Below are 19,519 nucleotides of genomic sequence, written 5' to 3' on the forward strand. Positions count from 1 at the left end.
TTTGGGATAGCATCAAGGATTCGAGTGATAAAATACAAGTCCTGATTAAAATTATGATGAATTTAGTTGAAAGCAACCAATAAGCAGAAAAAAATACGAAACTAGCAGATTTTACTCCTGAAGAGGAAACGAACATTTGAAAAAAATCTGAATCCGATTTGCTGTATAAGTGTAACCCCGTCTTAAATGAAGAGCGGGGTTATTATTTTTGGAATTGATCTCAGTATTTTCATATAGAAGGAAAAAATTAGAAATAAAATCCGAAAATGAGTTGTATGTCCAAAATTTTGAAAGTACGTATACATCTACCGTGGGTTTAGCGCTCTTCACACGTTGGAGGAAGAAGTATTTTATTAGAAAACGATAAAATACTATTCTGTTAGGGGATATATGCATTTTATTCTCTATATTTTCACAGCAAAACCACCTCCAAAATTATCTTTTGTAGTTGAATTTCTCTGAATAATAAGTTACATTTTTAAAGTTCAAGCAACTTTATGACAGTACAAAAAGGGGAGAAATATTGTTATTATGCAAAAACTGAAATGGAAGAACTATGTATGCAATTTTATTATTCTTATGCTTCTTGTAACAGCAGTAACAGTCAAACCAGCTATTTCTAAGGCTGAGGAATCTAATGTTAATATTACATTGTTAGGTACTGCAGATATTCATGGTAGATTTATGCCTTGGGATTATGCGCTTGATGGAGCAAATATGAGTGGAAGTTTGACGCAGCTTTATACGGTTATAAAGAAGGTACGTCAAGAAAATCCAAATACCATATTAGTAGATGCCGGGGATACAATTCAAGGAAACTCAGTAGAATTATTCAACGATAAGCCACAATCGCCAATGATGGTAGCAATGAATACAATGGGATATGACGCCTGGGCATTTGGAAATCATGAATTCAACTTTGGATTAGATACATTGAAAAAAGTTAGTGAGCAATACAAGGGAAAGACGTTAGCAGGAAATATTTATAAGGAAAATGGAGAGCGTTTTCTTCCTGCATATACGATTGTTGAAAAAGGTGGAATTAAAGTCGGGATTATTGGTATGAATACACCAATGATTAGTGATTTTGAAAAAGGGACAGATCATTTGGATGGTTTAGTAGTGAAAAATCCAGTAGAAGAGACAAAAAAGGCTATTAAAGAATTAGAAGATAAAGTAGATGTAATGGTAGGGGTTATGCATATGGGACTAGAAAATGAGAATGGAATCCCAGGTACTGGTGTTCAAGATATTGCGAATGCTTGTCCGGAACTAAGCGCTATTTTTGCGGCTCATATGCATAAACTTGTAAAAAAAGAAGTTGTAAATGGCGTAATTATTACAGAACCAGATAAATACGGAACGCATATTTCACGTATTGACCTTACTTTTACAAAGCAAGATGGGAAGCTTGTTTTAAAAGATAAAACAGCTACCGCTATACCTGTAAAAAATGCTGATGGAACTACAGTATTATCTGATTCTACACTTGAAGAAACATTAACACCTTTTCATGAGTATGCGAGAGGAGATGCAAATGTTGTAGTCGCCCGATTAAAGGGTAGAAACCTTGTTCCTCAAAATGAAATAAAGGATATTCCAAGTGTGCAGATTCAAGAGACACCTTTATCAGATTTCTTTCATGAAGTCATGCTCCATTACAGTAAGGCGGATGTAGTAGCCCATCAAATTGATAATGATTATGCCCGTTTGGATATAGGTCCTATAAAGAAGAAAGATATTGCTTATAATTATCAATATGCTTTGGGAGAAATTACAGTATATAAGATAACTGGAAAAGATTTAAAAGACTATATGGAATGGGCAGCAGGATATTTTAACTCATCTCGTGCCGGAGATGTAACAGTTAGCTTTGATAAAAATCGTCGTGCGTCTAAATACAGTACGAACGATTTCTTTGGAGGGGTAAAATACGAAATTGACTTAACAAAACCATATGGTAGTAGAATTACAAATTTACGCTCTATTCGTACAAATAAACCAATCAAAATGAGCGATGTTATGACGCTAGGAATGAATGCGTATAGAATGGAGGCTCTTCAGGCAAAAGGGGGAGCTTTAGAGGGACGTAAATTTGAACAAACTTGGTCATCTAAACAAGAGAATGCATTCGGAGAAACAGGTGGAACCATTCGTAACCTTGCTATTACATATTTAAAAGAGGTAAAGAACGGTGTATACACGCCAAAAGTTATGCATAATTGGAAAATTACTGGTGTAGATACACATTCTTCAGAGCATAAGGCTGTAGTTGATCTTGTAAATAAAGGGATTTTAGAAATTCCAAAAACAGAAGATGGAAAATATACAAATATAGCATCTATAAATACTAAAGATTCAATTACAAAAGAAGAGATTGTAGCACTCTCACAAAAAGCTAATATTAATCCAAATCAGTTTAATCATGTAAAAAGAAAAGGTGAATTTTACAAAAAACTTAGTAGGATAATTAAATAAATATAAAAAAGATGGCTCTCGTGCAAAAAACTATTAAACTTGGACATACCATTATCCTAAAAAAGTTTGTGATCGGTATGGAAATATAGAGAATCATCGGTAAAAAATCCCCTGAATCGCTTTGAAAATTTAGGGGATTTTTCATTTGAATAATTATTGTTTCATTTCTCACTATGTATATTTATAATATGCTTTAAAAGAACATACCTTAAGTTAATAACATGCAATAGATATGTCCTTTTCTATATTTAAATGGGGAGACAAATTTATCTTTGAAAGATATTTTTGACAAGATAAAAAAGCCTGAAACTCATATAAGACTTCAGCAGTCTCAAAACGTTACAATCCATGCAGCTATAGACTAAATAACAAAATTACATTGAAAAATCTAACTTGTATATGCGTTGCCTCACTAAAGTATTTGACTACAATTCTTAAAATAGTAAAGAGTGGTTTTTTATGTTGTTAATAAGATATAAGTGTACTTTGATTAGAATGAATATAGATAATTAACGACTAACCAATTGGATGAGCACCTAAAAGGGCTCATTTTTTATTTTATCGACCACATATATGTAATTTTGCATAATATTACATAAATTTTGTATTTTCTCTTTTTTCGACATAAATAGACAGTATACTTTGTACAAGCTTTCTATTTCAAAAATTATACGAGGTGAAAAAATGAAAAACACAAAGACATTAACTAAAGTAGCATTAACAACAGGATTAGCTTTAACAGCTGTGGCACCATACGGAATAGGTCATGCAGAGGAAACAGATCAACTTCAAGTTCAAATTCAGGAGGACTCATTCCGTTCAGGTGAACTTACACAACCGTCACAAAAAGCACCAGAAAATGTAGTAAAAGATGCTCTTAAGGAGAAAGCTGAACAAGCTCTTTCTCCAAATCAAGTCAATGGAGAAACAGGAGTAGATTATAAAGTTCTTCAAAAACGTGGTTCGTATGATGGAACAACACTTGTGCGTATGCAGCAAACATACGAAGGAAAAGAAGTATATGGCCATCAATTAACTGCACACGTAGATAATAAGGGTGTTATTAAAAGTGTTTCAGGCGATAGCGCGCAAAATTTAAAACAAGAAGAATTGAAAAAGCCTATTAATCTATCAAAAGATGGAGCGAAACAATATATTTATACGAAGTACGGGAACGATATCAAGTTTATTTCTGAGCCAGAAGTTAAGGAAGTTATTTTTGTTGATGAAAATAATGGACAAGCTAGCAATGCATACCAAGTTACCTTTGAAGCGGCAACACCAAACTATGTTTCAGGAACTTATTTAGTAAATGCACAAAATGGTGATATGTTAAAAAATATGGTACAAGAATCTAACTTAAAAGCAAGTGAAAAACTAGTTGGAGCTTTAAAGGAAAGTAAAAAAAGTAGTCTTACATCATTAACTGGAACAGGAAAAGATGATTTAGGTATATCTCGTTCATTTGGTATTTCTAAACAAAGTAATGGCAAATATGCACTTGCTGATTATACAAGAGGGCAAGGAATTGAAACATATGATGTGAATTACAGAGATATTACTAAAGAAGAAAGCTATTATCCTGGTACACTAGCAACTAGCACTTCAACAACATTTAACGATCCAAAAGCAGTAAGTGCTCATTACTTAGCAACAAAGGTATTTGATTTTTATAAAGATAAATACAAGCGTAATAGTTTTGATAATAAGGGACAAAAGGTAGTTTCAGTTGTACATGCTTGGGATTCTGAAGATACGAACGATCCGAAAAATTGGCAAAATGCATTAAGTGCTAATAATGGAAGTATGCTTGTATATGGTGATCCTATTGTCAAGGCATATGACGTAGCTGGACATGAATTTACACATGCTGTTACTTCTAGCGAATCTAATCTTGAATATTACGGTGAATCTGGTGCGATTAATGAAGCGCTATCTGATATTATGGGAACATCTATTGAGAAATACGTAAATAATGGAAGCTTTAACTGGACAATGGGAGAACAAACTGGATCTGTTTTCCGTGATATGGAAAACCCAGCTTCTGTTCCATCTTCACTTGGAGTACCGTATCCAGATGATTACAGTGAATTTAACGATTTTAATGGATGGGATCAAGGTGGCGTTCATTTTAATTCAAGCATTATTAATAAAGTTGCGTATCTCATTGCAAAAGGTGGAACGCATAACGGGGTAACTGTTAAAGGAATTGGTGAAGATAAAATGTTTGATATTTTCTATTATGCAAATACAGATGAGTTAAACATGACATCTAATTTCAAAGAATTGAAATCAGCATGTATTCGAGTGGCAACTAATAAATATGGTGCGAATACAGCTGAAGTTCAAGCAGTGCAAAAAGCATTTGATGCAGCAAAAATTAAGTAAGTTAGAAATATAGTTCTCATTCATATATTAATACATTATGAAAATAAGCTAATATCATTTTAAGGATATTAGCTTATTTTTTACGTAGCAATGTATTAGTGAAAATAAAATTACTAAGCAATAATCAGGCATCTATCTTCAATAAGTTATGACAAATATATAAGATTTCAAGGATATAAAAACAGAAAATTAATAATATATTGACCTTTTAATAGTAAGTGCTATAAAATGAAAGCGATAACAAACGATTGCTTTAAAATGATTTCCCTGATCTTTTAGTATTTACAAATATAAGAAGGAATAAACAAATCTATTTTTTTGAGTTTTAATGCAAACGTTTTCGTAAGGGTTGTTTCCATCTTATATTTGATTTTCGTATAAAAGATCATTGAAATACATACGTAAAAATAGCCAATATGGAGGTGAAGTAAAAGAGATTCCTAGATTAATTTAAACCGTGTTTCGTAGTATGAGCATAATAAATTGTTCGTAATATTTAAAGAAAGGGTGTATGGGGTGCAAATTACAAAAAAATTAATTAACAAATCGTTTTTATTACTGACCATAATCGTTATGTTATCATCTGTTTTCTCTTTTCAGAGTGTGAAGGCAGTTTCAAATTCGAAAACAACTGAAGTTATCATTCATTACAAAGAGAAATCTGGAAATACAAAAGACTGGAATCTTTGGGTATGGGGAGAAAATGCAAACGGTAAATCTTATGAATTTACTGGTGAAGATGAATTTGGAAAATACGCTAAGATAAAAATAGATGGTGACTATAATCGTGTAGGGTTTATAGTTCGTACCAATGAATGGGAAAAAGATGGAGGTGATCACTGGGTTGAAAATATAAGGGATGGTCGTGCTGAAGTATGGATCCTTTCGGGTGATGAAAAAGTATATGATTCTAAGCCTTCTTCTGATCTCTCTATTCAAAAAGCTACTATTGATAGTTTTAATGAAATCACTATAAATACTAATATTCCGTTTAATATTAAGGAACAGAAAATTGAAATTGAAGGCGTTAAAATTAAGGGGATTAGTCCTTATGATAAAAATAGTGGAGATATTACTAATAAGGTTAAAATAATTACGGAACAGAAAATTGATTTAAAACAAACATACAAAGTTAAAATAGCAAACTTAGCTGATGCGAATACTGAAATCGGTAAAGTCATTCGTAGCGAGGAATTTGATAATTTATTTTATTATGGTGGTAATGATTTAGGGAATATATATACTCCGCAACATACAAAGTTCCGTTTATGGGCTCCTACTGCGAGTGAAGTGAAGTTAGTTACATATAAAAAATGGAGCGATAAAATAGGTACTGAAATAAACATGCAACAAGGTGAAAAGGGAACTTGGAAAGCAGAACTTAAAGGGAACCAAAAAGGTCTCTTTTATACGTATAAGGTGAAAATTGGGGATAAGTGGACTGAAGCGGTTGATCCGTATGTGCGTGCTGCTTCTGTAAATGGAGATAAAGGTGCAGTTGTTGATTTAGAAGAAACAAATCCGAAAAAATGGAAAGCAAATAAAAAGCCAAAATTTAAAAATCCGGAAGATGCTATTATTTATGAATTGCATGTACGCGATCTTTCCATTCAACCTGAAAGTGGTATTAAGCAAAAAGGAAAATATTTAGGTGTAACAGAAAAAGGAACAAAAGGGCCTGAAGGTGTAAAAACAGGACTTGATCATATGAAAGATCTTGGTGTTACTCACGTTCAGTTTTTACCGATATTTGATTATGCTTCAGTAAATGAAGAGAATTTAAATGAACCACAATATAACTGGGGATATGACCCGAAAAATTTCAACGTCCCAGAGGGCTCCTATTCTACAAATCCTTTTGAGCCAACTGTTCGAATAACTGAATTAAAGCAAATGATTCAAACATTGCATGATAATAATCTTCGTGTTGTGATGGACGTAGTATATAACCATATGTATAATGCCGCTGAATCAAATTTTCATAAGTTAGTTCCAGGTTACTATTATCGTTATAATGAAGACGGAACATTAGCAAATGGAACTGGAGTAGGGAATGATACCGCTTCAGAACGAAAGATGATGAGAAAATTTATGGTAGATTCCGTCACATACTGGGCAAAAGAATACAATTTAGATGGGTTCCGTTTTGATTTAATGGGTATTCATGATTATGAAACGATGAATGAGATACGTAAAGCTGTTAATCAAATTAATCCTTCTATTATTCTGCATGGAGAAGGCTGGGATTTAAATACACCTCTTGCAGCTGAATTGAAAGCAAATCAAAAAAATGCGGAGAAAATGAAAGGGATTGCTCATTTTAACGATAATATTCGTGATGGATTGAAAGGTAGTGTATTTGAGGAGAAAGAAAATGGTTTTGTAAATGGAAAGCAAAACATGGAAGACCGTATTAAAAAAGGCATTACAGCCGGTATTGACTATGATACAAATTCGTCTACTTATCAAGATCCGGAGCAGGTGCTAACTTATGTGGAAGCACATGACAATCATACTTTATGGGATAAACTTGAGTTGACTAATTCAGGTGACAGTGAAGAAATGCGAAAACAAATGCATAAATTATCTTCTTCTATTTTATTAACATCACAAGGTATTCCATTCTTACATGCAGGACAAGAGTTTATGCGCACAAAATATGGTGATCATAATAGTTACAAATCTCCTGATTCTATTAACCAGATGGATTGGTTACGCCGTGCAGCATTTAATAATGAAGTAGAGTATATGAAGGGCTTAATAGATTTACGCAAAAAATACCCAGCTTTTCGTATGACTTCTGCAGAGCAAATTAAAAAGTATGTAGCTTTTATCGATGTTCCCAAAAATGTTGTAGCTTATACAATAGATGGAAAGGGAAGTGGGAATAAAAGCGAATACTTTATGGTGGCTCACAATGCAAATAGGGAAGCCGTTGACATAACACTTCCATCGAAAGGTCCATGGAAAGTGCTAGTAAACGAGAATCAGGCGGGAAGTAAAACACTTTACGTTGTCCATGACAATAAAATTAAAGTTCCTGCATTAAGTTCACTAGTTTTAAAAACAGAGAAACCGATTAAATAAAAGCAAATAATGTGAAAGTATATACTGAATTGAGCAAATTGAATAGGGATTGCAAATGAAAAAAGCGAAGTGAAGGTTGTTTTCACTTCGCTTTTAAAGTTAAAGTAATATAATTTCACATACTGTAATTATATTACAATTTAATAACGAAAATAGACAAGAGATTATTGCTATTGAAACAGTAGGAGGAGAAGATATCTTTGTATTTATTTATAAAATTATCTGAAGCACATTCTTAATTTATATAATTTTTATTATATATTCGAACATCTAACGGGCTAGATGTTCGAGTTGTATTAATTCCTACAAATCGTTTAAAAAATAGCAAAGATGCAAAAGTATATGGAATTAAAATAGAGAAAAGACACCTTAAATGGTGTCTTTTCTCTATTTTAAATACGATATGTTAGTAACTCACTTGTATGTAATAGTATGTGCATTTTTACACTAACTTCTAAAGGAAAATTTCAAATTCTTTTCTTAATCTATTTGTAATAAATCTCATTAGAAAATTTTATCGCTATAACAAATGAAACTTTCTCAATATTATTTTGTTTAATAACTATTTCCATCTGCTTTCCAATCCATTACAATAATTTCACATTGGAAATACATGAAAATTCTCAATGTTCTAAATGGTTTATACCTTATAGGATTACTATGGGAAAGGATGTGAAATGTCTAATAAAAAATCATTTTTTATGATGAAATAAAAAAATTTAATGAAGAAAAAGTTATTTTATTATTCTCAAGCTTCGTTGAAGTACATGTATTTATAATCACTATGAGGCAAGGGGCAGAATCTAAAGATTATTTTTGTAGATTAGAAAATTGTATTTTGAAAATAAGTAAAACATTTATGGAGGGTTATATGAGCGAGCAAATTTATTACTGGTCTCCTATTAAGCATTGGGAGAAGTTGCATAATGAAATTTTGATAGGAGAAACAAGATTTGCAGGCGTTCTGTCTGAATGGTTTCCTGAGTTTTATTTTTTGACTCAAAAAGGTGTGAAAATTAGTGAACTAGTAGAGCACTTTTCGTTAGGAAATGTAGAAGAGACACAAAAAACAATAGAGCTTATGATAAAAAATCGTGTGTTAGTAAGTAACATATTACCCCCAAGAGAAGTATTTTCCACACAAGAAAAGATTTTTCCGAATCCATATAGCAACCAGATTCGCTTTTCTAAAGAAGATTTAGATAAGTATATGAGTGAACAATTGAATCGAACACACCATGCTGTGCGGTCAACCGAAATTCAACTTGAAACAACAAATGAGTTACCCACTATAATCAAGGAACGTAGGTCTTGTCGCCAATTTGATATGAAAAAACATATTAGTTTTTTAGAATTTTCCCAATTCATATCAACTCTAAAACAGGTTAGGAAAGAAAATATATACTATCATTACGCAAGTGCAGGCGGACTCTACCCTATTGATATCTTTATTTATATGAAACCAAAACGTATAGAAGGTATGAAAGCTGGGTTTTATTATTATAACCCATCAAAAAACTGTCTTGTCATTGTAAATAATATTGATCAAGTAATCAAAAGTGATCATGAGTCAATTAACCAAGATTTATTTACTCAGTCTGCCTTTTCAGTTTATTTGGTTTATAATGCGAACGCTTCCATCCCGAAATACGGTTCAGATGGATATTTATTTGCTTGTATTGAGTCTGGTATTATCACTGCTACCTTAAATATGGTGGCTGAGACATTGAATTTAGGCGTTTGTTCAGTTGGTCATATGAAATTTGAAGAGATTCAGCAATTTTTATGTTTGGATAACCATCAAGTATTTCTCCATGGGCTTGAAGTTGGCTTGAAAATTAACGAATAGATGAATTGAATATTAGGGGGATAAAGATAAAAATGCACATTAAAGATCGAAGTTCGATTCATGAAAATAAAGGGGTAGAGGCGTTTTGGAAGGAGCAGTTATCTTCCGAGGTTCTCGATTTTTCTGTATTTAATAGCGGTTACCAACTAAATAAAGAAAATCCTTGTGAGCACGTTCAAGTCATAATGAATGTAGAGTTTAGTAAAAGTATACAAAAAGTAATTAAGTCTCAAGATTTATTATTATTTAGCTGGTTACAGGCCGCGTTAAGGATTTGTTTGGCACACTATACAGATCAAGAAAGGATTACTATTGGTATTCCTGCAATTGAAAAGAATATTGAACAAAGCGAGAATCTTAATAAGTTGATTCCTTTAGGAAATGAAATCCATCCGCATCACAGCTTTAAACAAGTAGTAAATCAGATTGAACAAACGACTTTATTCGGGTATGACAATCAGAGTTATCCACTCTCTGAATTATTAGCGAAACACCATTTAACTCCTTTTCAAATTGTTATTGGGATGGAAGGATTACATAATAAAAATTTGCTAGAAGAATATGCAGAGAATAATTTAGCCATCTGGATACAAAGAAAATGGAATGAAATACATAATGAATTTGAAATTCAAATTTCTTTCAAGTCTCATTCATTCTCTTCTTTGCAACAGTTTGCAAATTCATATCTTTATGTTTTAAAGCAAGTGTCAACAAATTCGAATTTGGCTGTGAAAGATATTTGTATCATTTCAGATGAAGAGAAAGAGTTGCTAGAAGAATTGAATCAAGGTCAGGCGGACATAGAATTGTCTCAATCATTTCAAGATTTGTTTGAGGAACAAGTGTTAAAAACCCCAGATCAAATTGCTGTTGTTTGTAATGATCAATCTTTGACATATAGAGAATTGAATAAAAAAGCAAATCAATTGGCTTCTATTCTTCAAAGTAAAGGTGTTTCGAAAGAAAGTATTATTGGGGTTATGGTAGATCGGTCATTGGAAATGATCATTGGCATGGTGGGGATTTTAAAAGCAGGAGCAGCGTATTTACCAATCGATCCTAACTATCCGAATGAACGAATTGAATATATGTTACAAGATAGTCAAGCGAAATGTTTACTGAGCAAGCGAACAGAAGTAGAATTGCCGCAATTTGCGGGTGAAGTGCTGTATCTTGATGAGGAATATCTCTTCCAAGGTGAGGAAAGTAATTTAGTTCGAGAAAGTTATCCTAATGATTTAGCTTATGTTATTTACACATCGGGATCGACAGGGAATCCAAAAGGGGTAATGGTAGAACAGAAATCTCTTGTCCATTTTTTAAGTGTAATGAGAGAAAAAGTAAAAGATAATCAGTCATTCTTGTTTCTTGCTAGTGTATCTTTTGATATCTCCTTGTTAGAAATATGTCTGCCTTTAACACAAGGTTCGAAAGTAGTTATTGCTACAGAGGATCAGTTCGCAACAAAAGAATTAGCTTATTTGGTCAAAGAACATAAGGTGGATTTATGGGAATCAACGCCATCGCGAATGGAAGTGATTTTGAGTGATCCAGAAGGGGCAAATTTTCTAAAAGATTTAAAATCTATTTTGCTAGCAGGAGAAGCATTTTCCATTGATTTGGTTGAAAAAATTCGATGCATCAGTGAAGCGACAATTTTAAATATTTATGGTCCTACAGAAACAACCATTTGTGCAACAGTAAAGGATTTGAGCTCTGCCAAAGAAGTTACGATTGGAAGTCCCAACCCGAATTATCATTCCTATATATTGAATAAGTATGGTCAATTAAAACCATTTGGAATTCCGGGTGAACTCTGCATTGGTGGCGTGGCAGTAGCACGAGGGTATCTTGGGAAATCTAAACTGACAGATGAAAAGTTTGTATCGAGTCCTTTTACAGCAGGAGAAATGATGTATCATACGGGTGATCTCGTTCGTTGGTTACCTAATGGAGAACTTGAATATCTAGGTCGAATGGATCATCAAGTAAAAATTCGGGGATATCGGATTGAATTAAGAGAAATCGAAAGCCAGTTAAGGGAATATCCAGAAATAAACCAAGCTATCGTTGTTGATCAAGTATATGGAAATAGGAAATTATTAGCTGCGTACTATGTATCGGATAATAAGGTCTCTTTTGATGAAATCAGAAAATATTTAAGTGATAAATTACCTGAGTTTATGATTCCTGAAAAAATGATTCAGGTGGAAGAGATTCCGTTGAATCCAAATGGGAAAGTTGATAGGAAAAGGTTATTAGAGATAACACAAACAGATTATGTATCAATTCCATACGTTGCCCCGCGCAATGAAATTGAACAAAAATTGGTGCATGCATGGGAAAAAGTTATGGAGATTGAGGGAATCGGTATTCATGATAATTTTTTTGCTTTAAAAGGAGAATCGATTAAAGCACTTCAGGTAATTAATTTATTAAGAAAAGACTGCTTAAAAATAAGTACAACAGATTTTTTTAAGCATCCCACGATTGCTCAACTTAGTACTTGTGTAAAGTTAGAGCATAAAACGGAAAACTTTGAAAATAGACCAACCCATGTTAAAGATTTGTCTAAGCCATTTCCCTTAACAGAGGTTCAGACAGCGTACATGTTAGGACGGAATTCACAGTTTGAATTAAGTGGTATTTCACCTCAAACTTATTTTGAATATGAAACAGAATTGAATATCAATCGTCTTTCAAAAAGTTTTCAAAAGGTAATTCAACGTCATCCGATGTTACGAGCTGTAATTTTACCAGAGGGAGAACAGCAAATATTACAAAGCGTTCCTGATTACGAGATTGAAATAGTAAGTCTCATAGATTTAGATGATAGGAATCAAAATGCTCGCTTACAAGAAGAACGTTCTCGAATGACTAATCATGTATTTCCTTTAGGGCAATGGCCTTTGTTTGAATTAAAAGCCTTTCTTTTAAAAGAAGACACGTATTTATTATGTTTTCGATACGATGCTTTATTAATGGACGGAGCAAGCATGAACATCGTTGGACAGGATTTGTTTCATTATTATTATAAACCAGAGCAAAGGTTAGAACCTCTATCTTTTGATTTTCAAGATTACATGTTTATCTATGATGAACTGGAACAAAGTACAGAATATAAAACAGCAAAAGATTATTGGACAAGTAAGCTTCCTGACTTTCCGTTTGCGCCTTCTTTGCTGTTAAAAAAGGATCCGGTAGAGATTGCTACTCCTAAATTCCAATCACTTACTAAGATCCTGGACAATGAAAAATGGACAAAGCTACGAAAGTTAGCACAAGAGAAAGAAGTAACTCCTTCGGCTCTACTTTGTACAATATATGGTGATGTGTTGGCATATTGGAGTAATCAGCGTCGATTGGCAATTAATTTGACTGTATTTAACCGTAATCCTGTTCATGAAGAAGTAGAGCAAATTGTAGGAGATTTCACTTCACTCATCTTGTTGGATGTTGATGTGAATCCAGATCAATCTTTCTTTACTAGAGTAAAAGAAACGCAATCTACTTTATTAGATGGCCTTGAACATCGTCATTACGATGGAGTTAATTTTATTCGAGATTTTACTCGATATCATCAAATGACGCCAAAAGCAGTTATGCCAATTGTTTTCACCTCGATGCTAGCAGGTGCGGGGGCTTTTGCTTGGGAACAGCTTGGTTCACTTCGCCATATTCATGCTCGGACGCCACAAGTGTATTTGGATAATGTGGTAATTGAAAAAAATGGAGAGTTATTAATTAGCTGGAACTATGTTGAAGAATTGTTTGATGTTGATGTGATAGAAGCAATGTTTTCCCAATTTGTTGACTTATTGGAACAACTGGTGAAAAAAAGCGACGTAACCTCTTTGCAGATGAAAGAATCGGATCAAACTTTAATTGAGCTATACAATGAGACAACAGAAAAAATACTTTCAACTACTCTGTATCAATTATTTACAGACCAAGTAAAACGTACACCGGATGAAGTAGCAGTGGTTTTTGAAAAAGATTGGTTAACATACTCAGAGCTTCATAAACGCTCCAATCAAGTTGCGCACTTCTTAAAAGAACAAGGAATCGGTCTAGGTGACAAAGTTGGCCTTTTAGCACAAAGACGAGTTGAGACCATTGCTAATATGATAGGTATTTTAAAAGCAGGTGCCGCATATGTTCCGATTGATCCCGATCATCCTTTAGATCGCCAAACATATATTTTAAAAAATAGCTCATGCAAACTTTTATTAGAACCTAGTCTTTATGAAGAAAACCATTTGTCATTATATACAACAGAAGATATGCCTGCTATTGCTGGTCCGGAAGATCTTGCCTATATTATCTACACTTCAGGAAGTACAGGAAAACCGAAAGGAGTAATTATTACTCACCAAGCGGTTACAAATACTATTCAAGATATTAATCAAAAATATCAGGTAAATGAAGATGATCGTATTATTGGTATTTCTTCCATGTGTTTTGACTTATCTGTATACGATATTTTCGGAACGTTAAGCACAGGTGCAATGTTGGTAATGATTCGTGACCCAAGAGACATGCAAGAATTAATCCGTACCGTCGAACGTAGAGGAATTACAATTTGGAATACAGTGCCTGCAATCATGGATTTGGCATTGGAGCAAGTAGGTTCTCATTTTGAACATTCTTCCTTGCGTTTAGTTTTACATAGTGGAGATTGGATTCCACTTTCTTTACCAGAAAAAATAAAACGACATTTCCCGATGGCAGAAGTAGTTTCACTAGGAGGAGCAACAGAAGCATCGATTTGGTCAATTTATTATCCGGTCAAACAGGTGGAATCACATTGGAAGAGTATTCCATACGGGATACCTTTGGCAAACCAAACGTATTATGTGTTGAACTATGAAAAGAAAATGTGCCCTGTTGGTGTAATTGGAGATTTATATATCGGGGGAGTGGGCCTTGCTAAAGGATATTTAAATGATGAACAGAAAACGAATGAAGCGTTTGTGTCACATCCGGACTTTGGCCTTATTTACAAGACAGGAGACTGTGGCAAAATGCATCCTGAGGGATATATTGAATTTTTAGGCCGCCAAGATTATCAAGTCAAAATTCAAGGATATCGAGTAGAGTTAGAAGAAATCTCCCATTGTCTTCTCACTTACAAACAAGTCGAACACGCTGTTGTGATTGATCAGACAGATGAGAATGGTATAAGATTTTTAGTCGCATATGTGGTAACTGAGCAAAATATTAGTACAACAGAACTACGAAAGCATTTGCGAGACCACTTGCCAGATTACATGATTCCTTCTTATTTTGTTTATTTGGAACAATTGCCTTTGACTCCAAACGGGAAATTAGATAGAAAAGCGCTCCCTGCTCCAGAGAAACAAAAAAATGAAATATTTATTGCTCCAAAAACTGAAATGGAAAAAATATTAACTAGTGTTTGGCAAGAAGTACTCAAAGTAGATCGGGTTGGAGTAAATGATCATTTCTTTGCCTTAGGTGGAGATTCGATAAAAGCGATTCAAGTTTCCGTCAGACTGTATAGACAAGGATTTGAGCTAGAGCCAAAAAATCTATTTTCATTTCCTATATTAGGAGACATGGTTCAATTTGTTAAAAAGCTACACCATTTTTCAAATTCGCAAACAAGTGATGTAAACAAAATGAACGATAATAAAGTTACAGTACTAAATGTTAAAGATAAACAACTTAATCAACATACACTTACCAAAATACAAGAAAAAATGCCGGATATAAAAATAGAACGTATTTACCCATTGGCACCTTTCCAGGAAGTTATTTATGAACATGCTGCGACTGAACCTGATACAAATGCATATTTTGAACAAATAATTTGGGCACTTGAGGGGGAGCTGGATATTAATCTCTTTATTCAGTGTTTCCAACAATTAGTTGATCGCCATGATTCTTTAAGAACGATAATAGTGCAAGATGAACAAGCAAAACCTTGGCAAGCTGTTATACATGATGTTCAAATGATTTCAGAGATAAAAAACTTGATTGAGATGACGAAACAAGAACAGCAAAAATTCCTAGACCAATGGATGAATGAAAATTTAAGTCAAGGATTCAAAAATGATGAACTTATGAACCGCCTCTGTATATTCCAACTAGGTAATAATGAGCATAAGGTGGTTTGGAGTTCCCATCATCTATTATGTGATGGTTGGAGCGTCAGCATTTTGATAGACGAATTATTCCAGCTCTATGAAACAATAAATGCGGGAACTACGGCAGAGTTACCTATGGTGAAACCTTTTGAGACATTCATAGATTGGACTGTAGCACGAGATCATGAGAAAGCACGTCATTTTTGGCGGGATTATTTATCAGGATACAATCGGAAAATTAGTATTCCTAAAAAGAAAGTACCAACTCAAAGTGAAGGGTTAAATTTCACATTTATGGATTTAACATTAGATAAGGATTTGACTAATCAGTTACAGACATTTGTAACTAAAAACAATATAACTATGAATTCGGCATTACTAGCTGTATGGGGAATATTGCTTGGCAAATACAACGGAATAAGAGAAGTAGTATTACCTAATCTAGTATCAGTCAGACCTCCCGAAGTAGAAGGGATTGAAAATATGTTCGGTCTGTTCACAAATGTTTTGCCTATCCGACTAGCATGGACAGAAACGCAATCTTTTGTGGACTTCCTGCAAAAAGTACAACTAGAAACATTGAAATGTAATGAGTATGCATACTATTCATTTGTTGATATACAAAAACAAAGTGAATTAAAAACTGAGTTGACTGACCATCTTTGGGTTTTTGAAAACTATCCGACTAACTCAGCTATCTTTTCTTCAAATGAAAACAGAACTTTTGCCATCACAGATTACGAAGTTGTGGATGAGCCTCATGTAAAGTATGGAATTATGTGCTTCCCTGAAGAGAAACTTACAATAAAGTTTGGATATGATCAAACCGTATATGAAGCGGAGAAAATACAGGAAATATTGAGTCACATCCATCAGTTAATCAACATGATTCTTCAAAATCCAATACAGGCAATCGGTGATTACAAATTATAAAAAATGAAAAGGCGAGCAAGAACTCGCCTTTTTAAATAGAATAGGAGTAAACCAAATGACAAAAAACTTGCAGTTATCAGCCGAAGAGATGCGTCAGTTAGGATATCAAGCGGTGGACTTGATTGTTGATCATATGAATCATTTAAAAAGTAAACCAGTTTCGGAAACGATTGATAGTAATATTTTTAGAGACAAGCTAATTGAAACGATTCCAGAAAACGGATCTAATCCAAAAGAGTTACTTCATTTTCTTAATAACAATGTGTTTAATCAAATTACTCATGTGGATCATCCTCATTTTATGGCTTTTGTGCCAGGTCCTAATAATTATGTTGGTGTAATAGCAGATTTTTTAGCAAGTGGGTTTAATGTATTTCCTACAGCTTGGATAGTAGGTGCAGGTGCTGAACAAATTGAATTAACGACAATCAACTGGTTAAAATCAATGCTAGGATTCCCTGATTCAGCTGAAGGGCTATTTGTCAGTGGCGGTTCCATGGCTAATTTGACTGCACTTACTGTAGCGAGACAGGTCAAGCTGAATAATGACATAGAAAATGCGGTTGTGTATTTTTCTAACCAAACTCATTTTTCTGTAGATCGAGCACTTAAAGTATTAGGTTTTAAACATCATCAAATTTGCCGAATTGAAACAGATGAAGATTTAAGAATTTCAGTTAGTACTTTAAGAAAGCAAATAAAAGAAGATCGATTAAAAGGGAAAAAACCATTTTGTGTTATTGCTAATGCAGGGACAACGAATTGCGGAGCGGTGGACTCCCTCGATGAATTGGCTGATCTATGTGGTGATGAAGATGTATGGCTACACGCGGATGGTGCTTATGGGGCTGCAGCAATTCTCAGTGAAAAAGGAAGGGAGGTGTTAAGAGGAATTCATCGTGCTGATTCTTTGACGTTAGACCCGCATAAATGGCTTTTTCAGCCTTATGATGTTGGTTGTGTACTCATTCGCAATAGCCAATATTTAAGTAAAACGTTCCGTATGATCCCAGAGTATATTAAGGATACGGAAACTAATATAGAAGAAAAAGTGAATTTTGGGGAGCGTGGAATTGAACTTTCTCGTAGATTTAGGGCATTAAAGGTATGGCTTTCTTTTAAAGCATTTGGAGTCACAGCTTTTCGTGAGGCAATAGATCATGGCATTATGTTGGCTGAACAAGTTGAAGAGTTTTTAAGGAAAGAAAAAGATTGGGAAGTAGTAACACCTGCCCAATTAGGAATTGTTACTTTTCGTTATATTCCTTGTAAGCGAACGTCTACAGAAACAATTCATGAAATAAATAAAAAACTGGTGGAAGAAATTAATCAAAGAGGATTTGCTATGCTAAGTACGACTAAATTAAAAGAAAAAGTAGTAATTCGACTTTGCTCTATCAACCCGAGGACAACATTAGAAGAAATACTTCAAATCATGATGAGCATTAAGGTGTTGGCAGAGGAAATAAACACATCGCCTAAACATCTTATATCTGTTTCTCAACCTTGATATATTAGGTGAATTTTACATGTTAATAGCCGATTCTAAATGAGAATCGGCTATTATACTATTTACGAGTGTTTTTCTGGTAAAGGGATTAAGCCTCAACCTTAGAGACTCTTTTGAAACCAGTCTTTACTGCTTGTACCATTTCGTTTACAGCGTAAATAGATACATCGGCATTTGGATTTAACCCTTCAAACCAGTGATAGGCATTTGGATATAAATGAAACTCAACATCCACACCAGCTTGCGCTAGTTTGCTTACATAGGTTAATGTTTCACTGCGGAATGGATCTAATTGACCAACAAATGTGTAAGTATATGGTAAATCACTATAATCCTCTGCTCGAGAAGGCGCTGCATAGACAGGGATTTGATCTGTTCCATACATTTCTCCTAAATACATTTTCCAACCAGCTTCATTTGCCTTTTGATTCCAAACAAATCCTTCTTTAATTTCATTCGCTGAAGGTGTATTATTTCGGTCATCAATCATTGGATAGAGTGGCATCTGTAAACAAATTGAAGGATATTTTCGATCTCGGGCTAATAATGATAATGCTGCTGTTAGTCCACCTCCAGCGCTTACTCCTGCAACCCCAATTCGATTCGAATCAATGTTTAATGACTTCGCATTATCAGCAATCCATTTTAAAGCTGAATAACAATCCTCAATTGGCGCTGGGTAAGGGTGTTCAGGTGCTAAGCGGTAGTCTACAGATACGACCACACAGCCAGCTTCTTTTGCGAATCTCATACAAGTATCATCGTTATCATCTATAGACCCTAAAATATAACCACCACCATGTATCCATAATAAGACAGGTAAAGCTTCATTATTTGATTTTGGACGATAAATTCTTAATGGTAACGGATTAGCATCTGGTCCAACAATGACTTCATCTGTTAACGAAAGGGATTCATCAACAACTGTAGGTGGTCTCATTTGAGCTATTCCTTCTCTGATTGCTTGCAAGTTTTCCGGGCGTAAATCGAGATCTGGAAACATCTCTAACCCTTGTAATAACTCTGGATTTACTCTTGTTTTCATTTTAGCACCTCTATTTGTAATTGTTTTCGAATAAATGAAGTGTATTCTAAGTAGTTTAATTGTGAAAAAACATCACAATTAAATTGTAAATTGGATATGTCTTAGTAGTCAACAGAATA

The 19,519-nt window shown here is 33.9% G+C and carries 7 protein-coding genes and 1 pseudogene; 7 read left to right on the plus strand and 1 reads right to left on the minus strand.

Annotated elements, in window-relative coordinates; genetic code table 11:
• The first annotated feature begins 531 nt into the window (after window positions 1-531).
• The 7 genes and pseudogenes from JFU23_RS00490 to JFU23_RS00515 all read left to right on the plus strand — a co-directional run bounded on the left by JFU23_RS00490 (window position 532) and on the right by JFU23_RS00515 (window position 18,355).
• Window positions 532-2,478 (plus strand): bifunctional metallophosphatase/5'-nucleotidase, encoded by a 1,947-nt coding sequence (locus tag JFU23_RS00490; RefSeq protein WP_201031068.1) that lies wholly within the window; start codon window positions 532-534, stop codon window positions 2,476-2,478.
• Window positions 2,479-3,162: 684 nt separating this feature from the next.
• A complete protein-coding gene (locus JFU23_RS00495; protein ID WP_033709145.1) occupies window positions 3,163-4,866 on the plus strand; it encodes a M4 family metallopeptidase in 1,704 nt (567 codons plus the stop codon).
• A gap of 516 nt (window positions 4,867-5,382) precedes the next feature.
• Complete coding sequence (gene pulA / locus JFU23_RS00500) at window positions 5,383-7,953, plus strand: type I pullulanase (RefSeq protein WP_201031069.1); 2,571 nt, start codon at window positions 5,383-5,385, stop codon at window positions 7,951-7,953.
• A gap of 266 nt (window positions 7,954-8,219) precedes the next feature.
• A pseudogene (locus JFU23_RS31305) lies at window positions 8,220-8,297 on the plus strand (DM13 domain-containing protein); the annotation flags it as partial.
• 527 nt (window positions 8,298-8,824) lie between these two features.
• The gene (locus tag JFU23_RS00505; protein WP_201031070.1) at window positions 8,825-9,802 is read left to right on the plus strand and encodes a SagB/ThcOx family dehydrogenase; all 978 of its coding nucleotides are present in this window, start codon (window positions 8,825-8,827) and stop codon (window positions 9,800-9,802) included.
• A gap of 32 nt (window positions 9,803-9,834) precedes the next feature.
• Window positions 9,835-16,845, plus strand: coding sequence for a non-ribosomal peptide synthetase (locus JFU23_RS00510; RefSeq protein ID WP_201031071.1), 7,011 nt, complete (start codon window positions 9,835-9,837; stop codon window positions 16,843-16,845).
• 55 nt (window positions 16,846-16,900) lie between these two features.
• Window positions 16,901-18,355 carry a pyridoxal phosphate-dependent decarboxylase family protein gene (locus JFU23_RS00515; protein WP_201031072.1) on the plus strand — a complete coding sequence of 485 codons (1,455 nt, stop codon included), beginning with the start codon at window positions 16,901-16,903 and terminating at the stop codon, window positions 18,353-18,355.
• 88 nt (window positions 18,356-18,443) lie between these two features.
• Here JFU23_RS00515 and JFU23_RS00520 read toward each other — a convergent pair whose 3' ends face one another.
• Window positions 18,444-19,400: an alpha/beta hydrolase gene (locus tag JFU23_RS00520; protein ID WP_201031073.1), complete on the minus strand. Its 957-nt coding sequence runs from the start codon at window positions 19,398-19,400 to the stop codon at window positions 18,444-18,446.
• Between the last annotated feature and the right edge of the window lie 119 nt (window positions 19,401-19,519).

The organism is Bacillus sp. TH50, from assembly GCF_016650565.1.
Lineage (GTDB): Bacteria > Bacillota > Bacilli > Bacillales > Bacillaceae_G > Bacillus_A > Bacillus_A mycoides.

What these genes read in the sequence shown, in the direction of transcription:
- JFU23_RS00490 (WP_201031068.1), top strand. Translation starts at nt 532, where the DNA reads ATGCAAAAACTGAAATGGAAGAACTATGTATGCAATTTTATTATTCTT.
- JFU23_RS00495 (WP_033709145.1), top strand. Translation starts at nt 3,163, where the DNA reads ATGAAAAACACAAAGACATTAACTAAAGTAGCATTAACAACAGGATTA.
- JFU23_RS00505 (WP_201031070.1), top strand. Translation starts at nt 8,825, where the DNA reads ATGAGCGAGCAAATTTATTACTGGTCTCCTATTAAGCATTGGGAGAAG.
- JFU23_RS00510 (WP_201031071.1), top strand. Translation starts at nt 9,835, where the DNA reads ATGCACATTAAAGATCGAAGTTCGATTCATGAAAATAAAGGGGTAGAG.
- JFU23_RS00515 (WP_201031072.1), top strand. Translation starts at nt 16,901, where the DNA reads ATGACAAAAAACTTGCAGTTATCAGCCGAAGAGATGCGTCAGTTAGGA.
- JFU23_RS00520 (WP_201031073.1), bottom strand. Translation starts at nt 19,400, where the DNA reads ATGAAAACAAGAGTAAATCCAGAGTTATTACAAGGGTTAGAGATGTTT.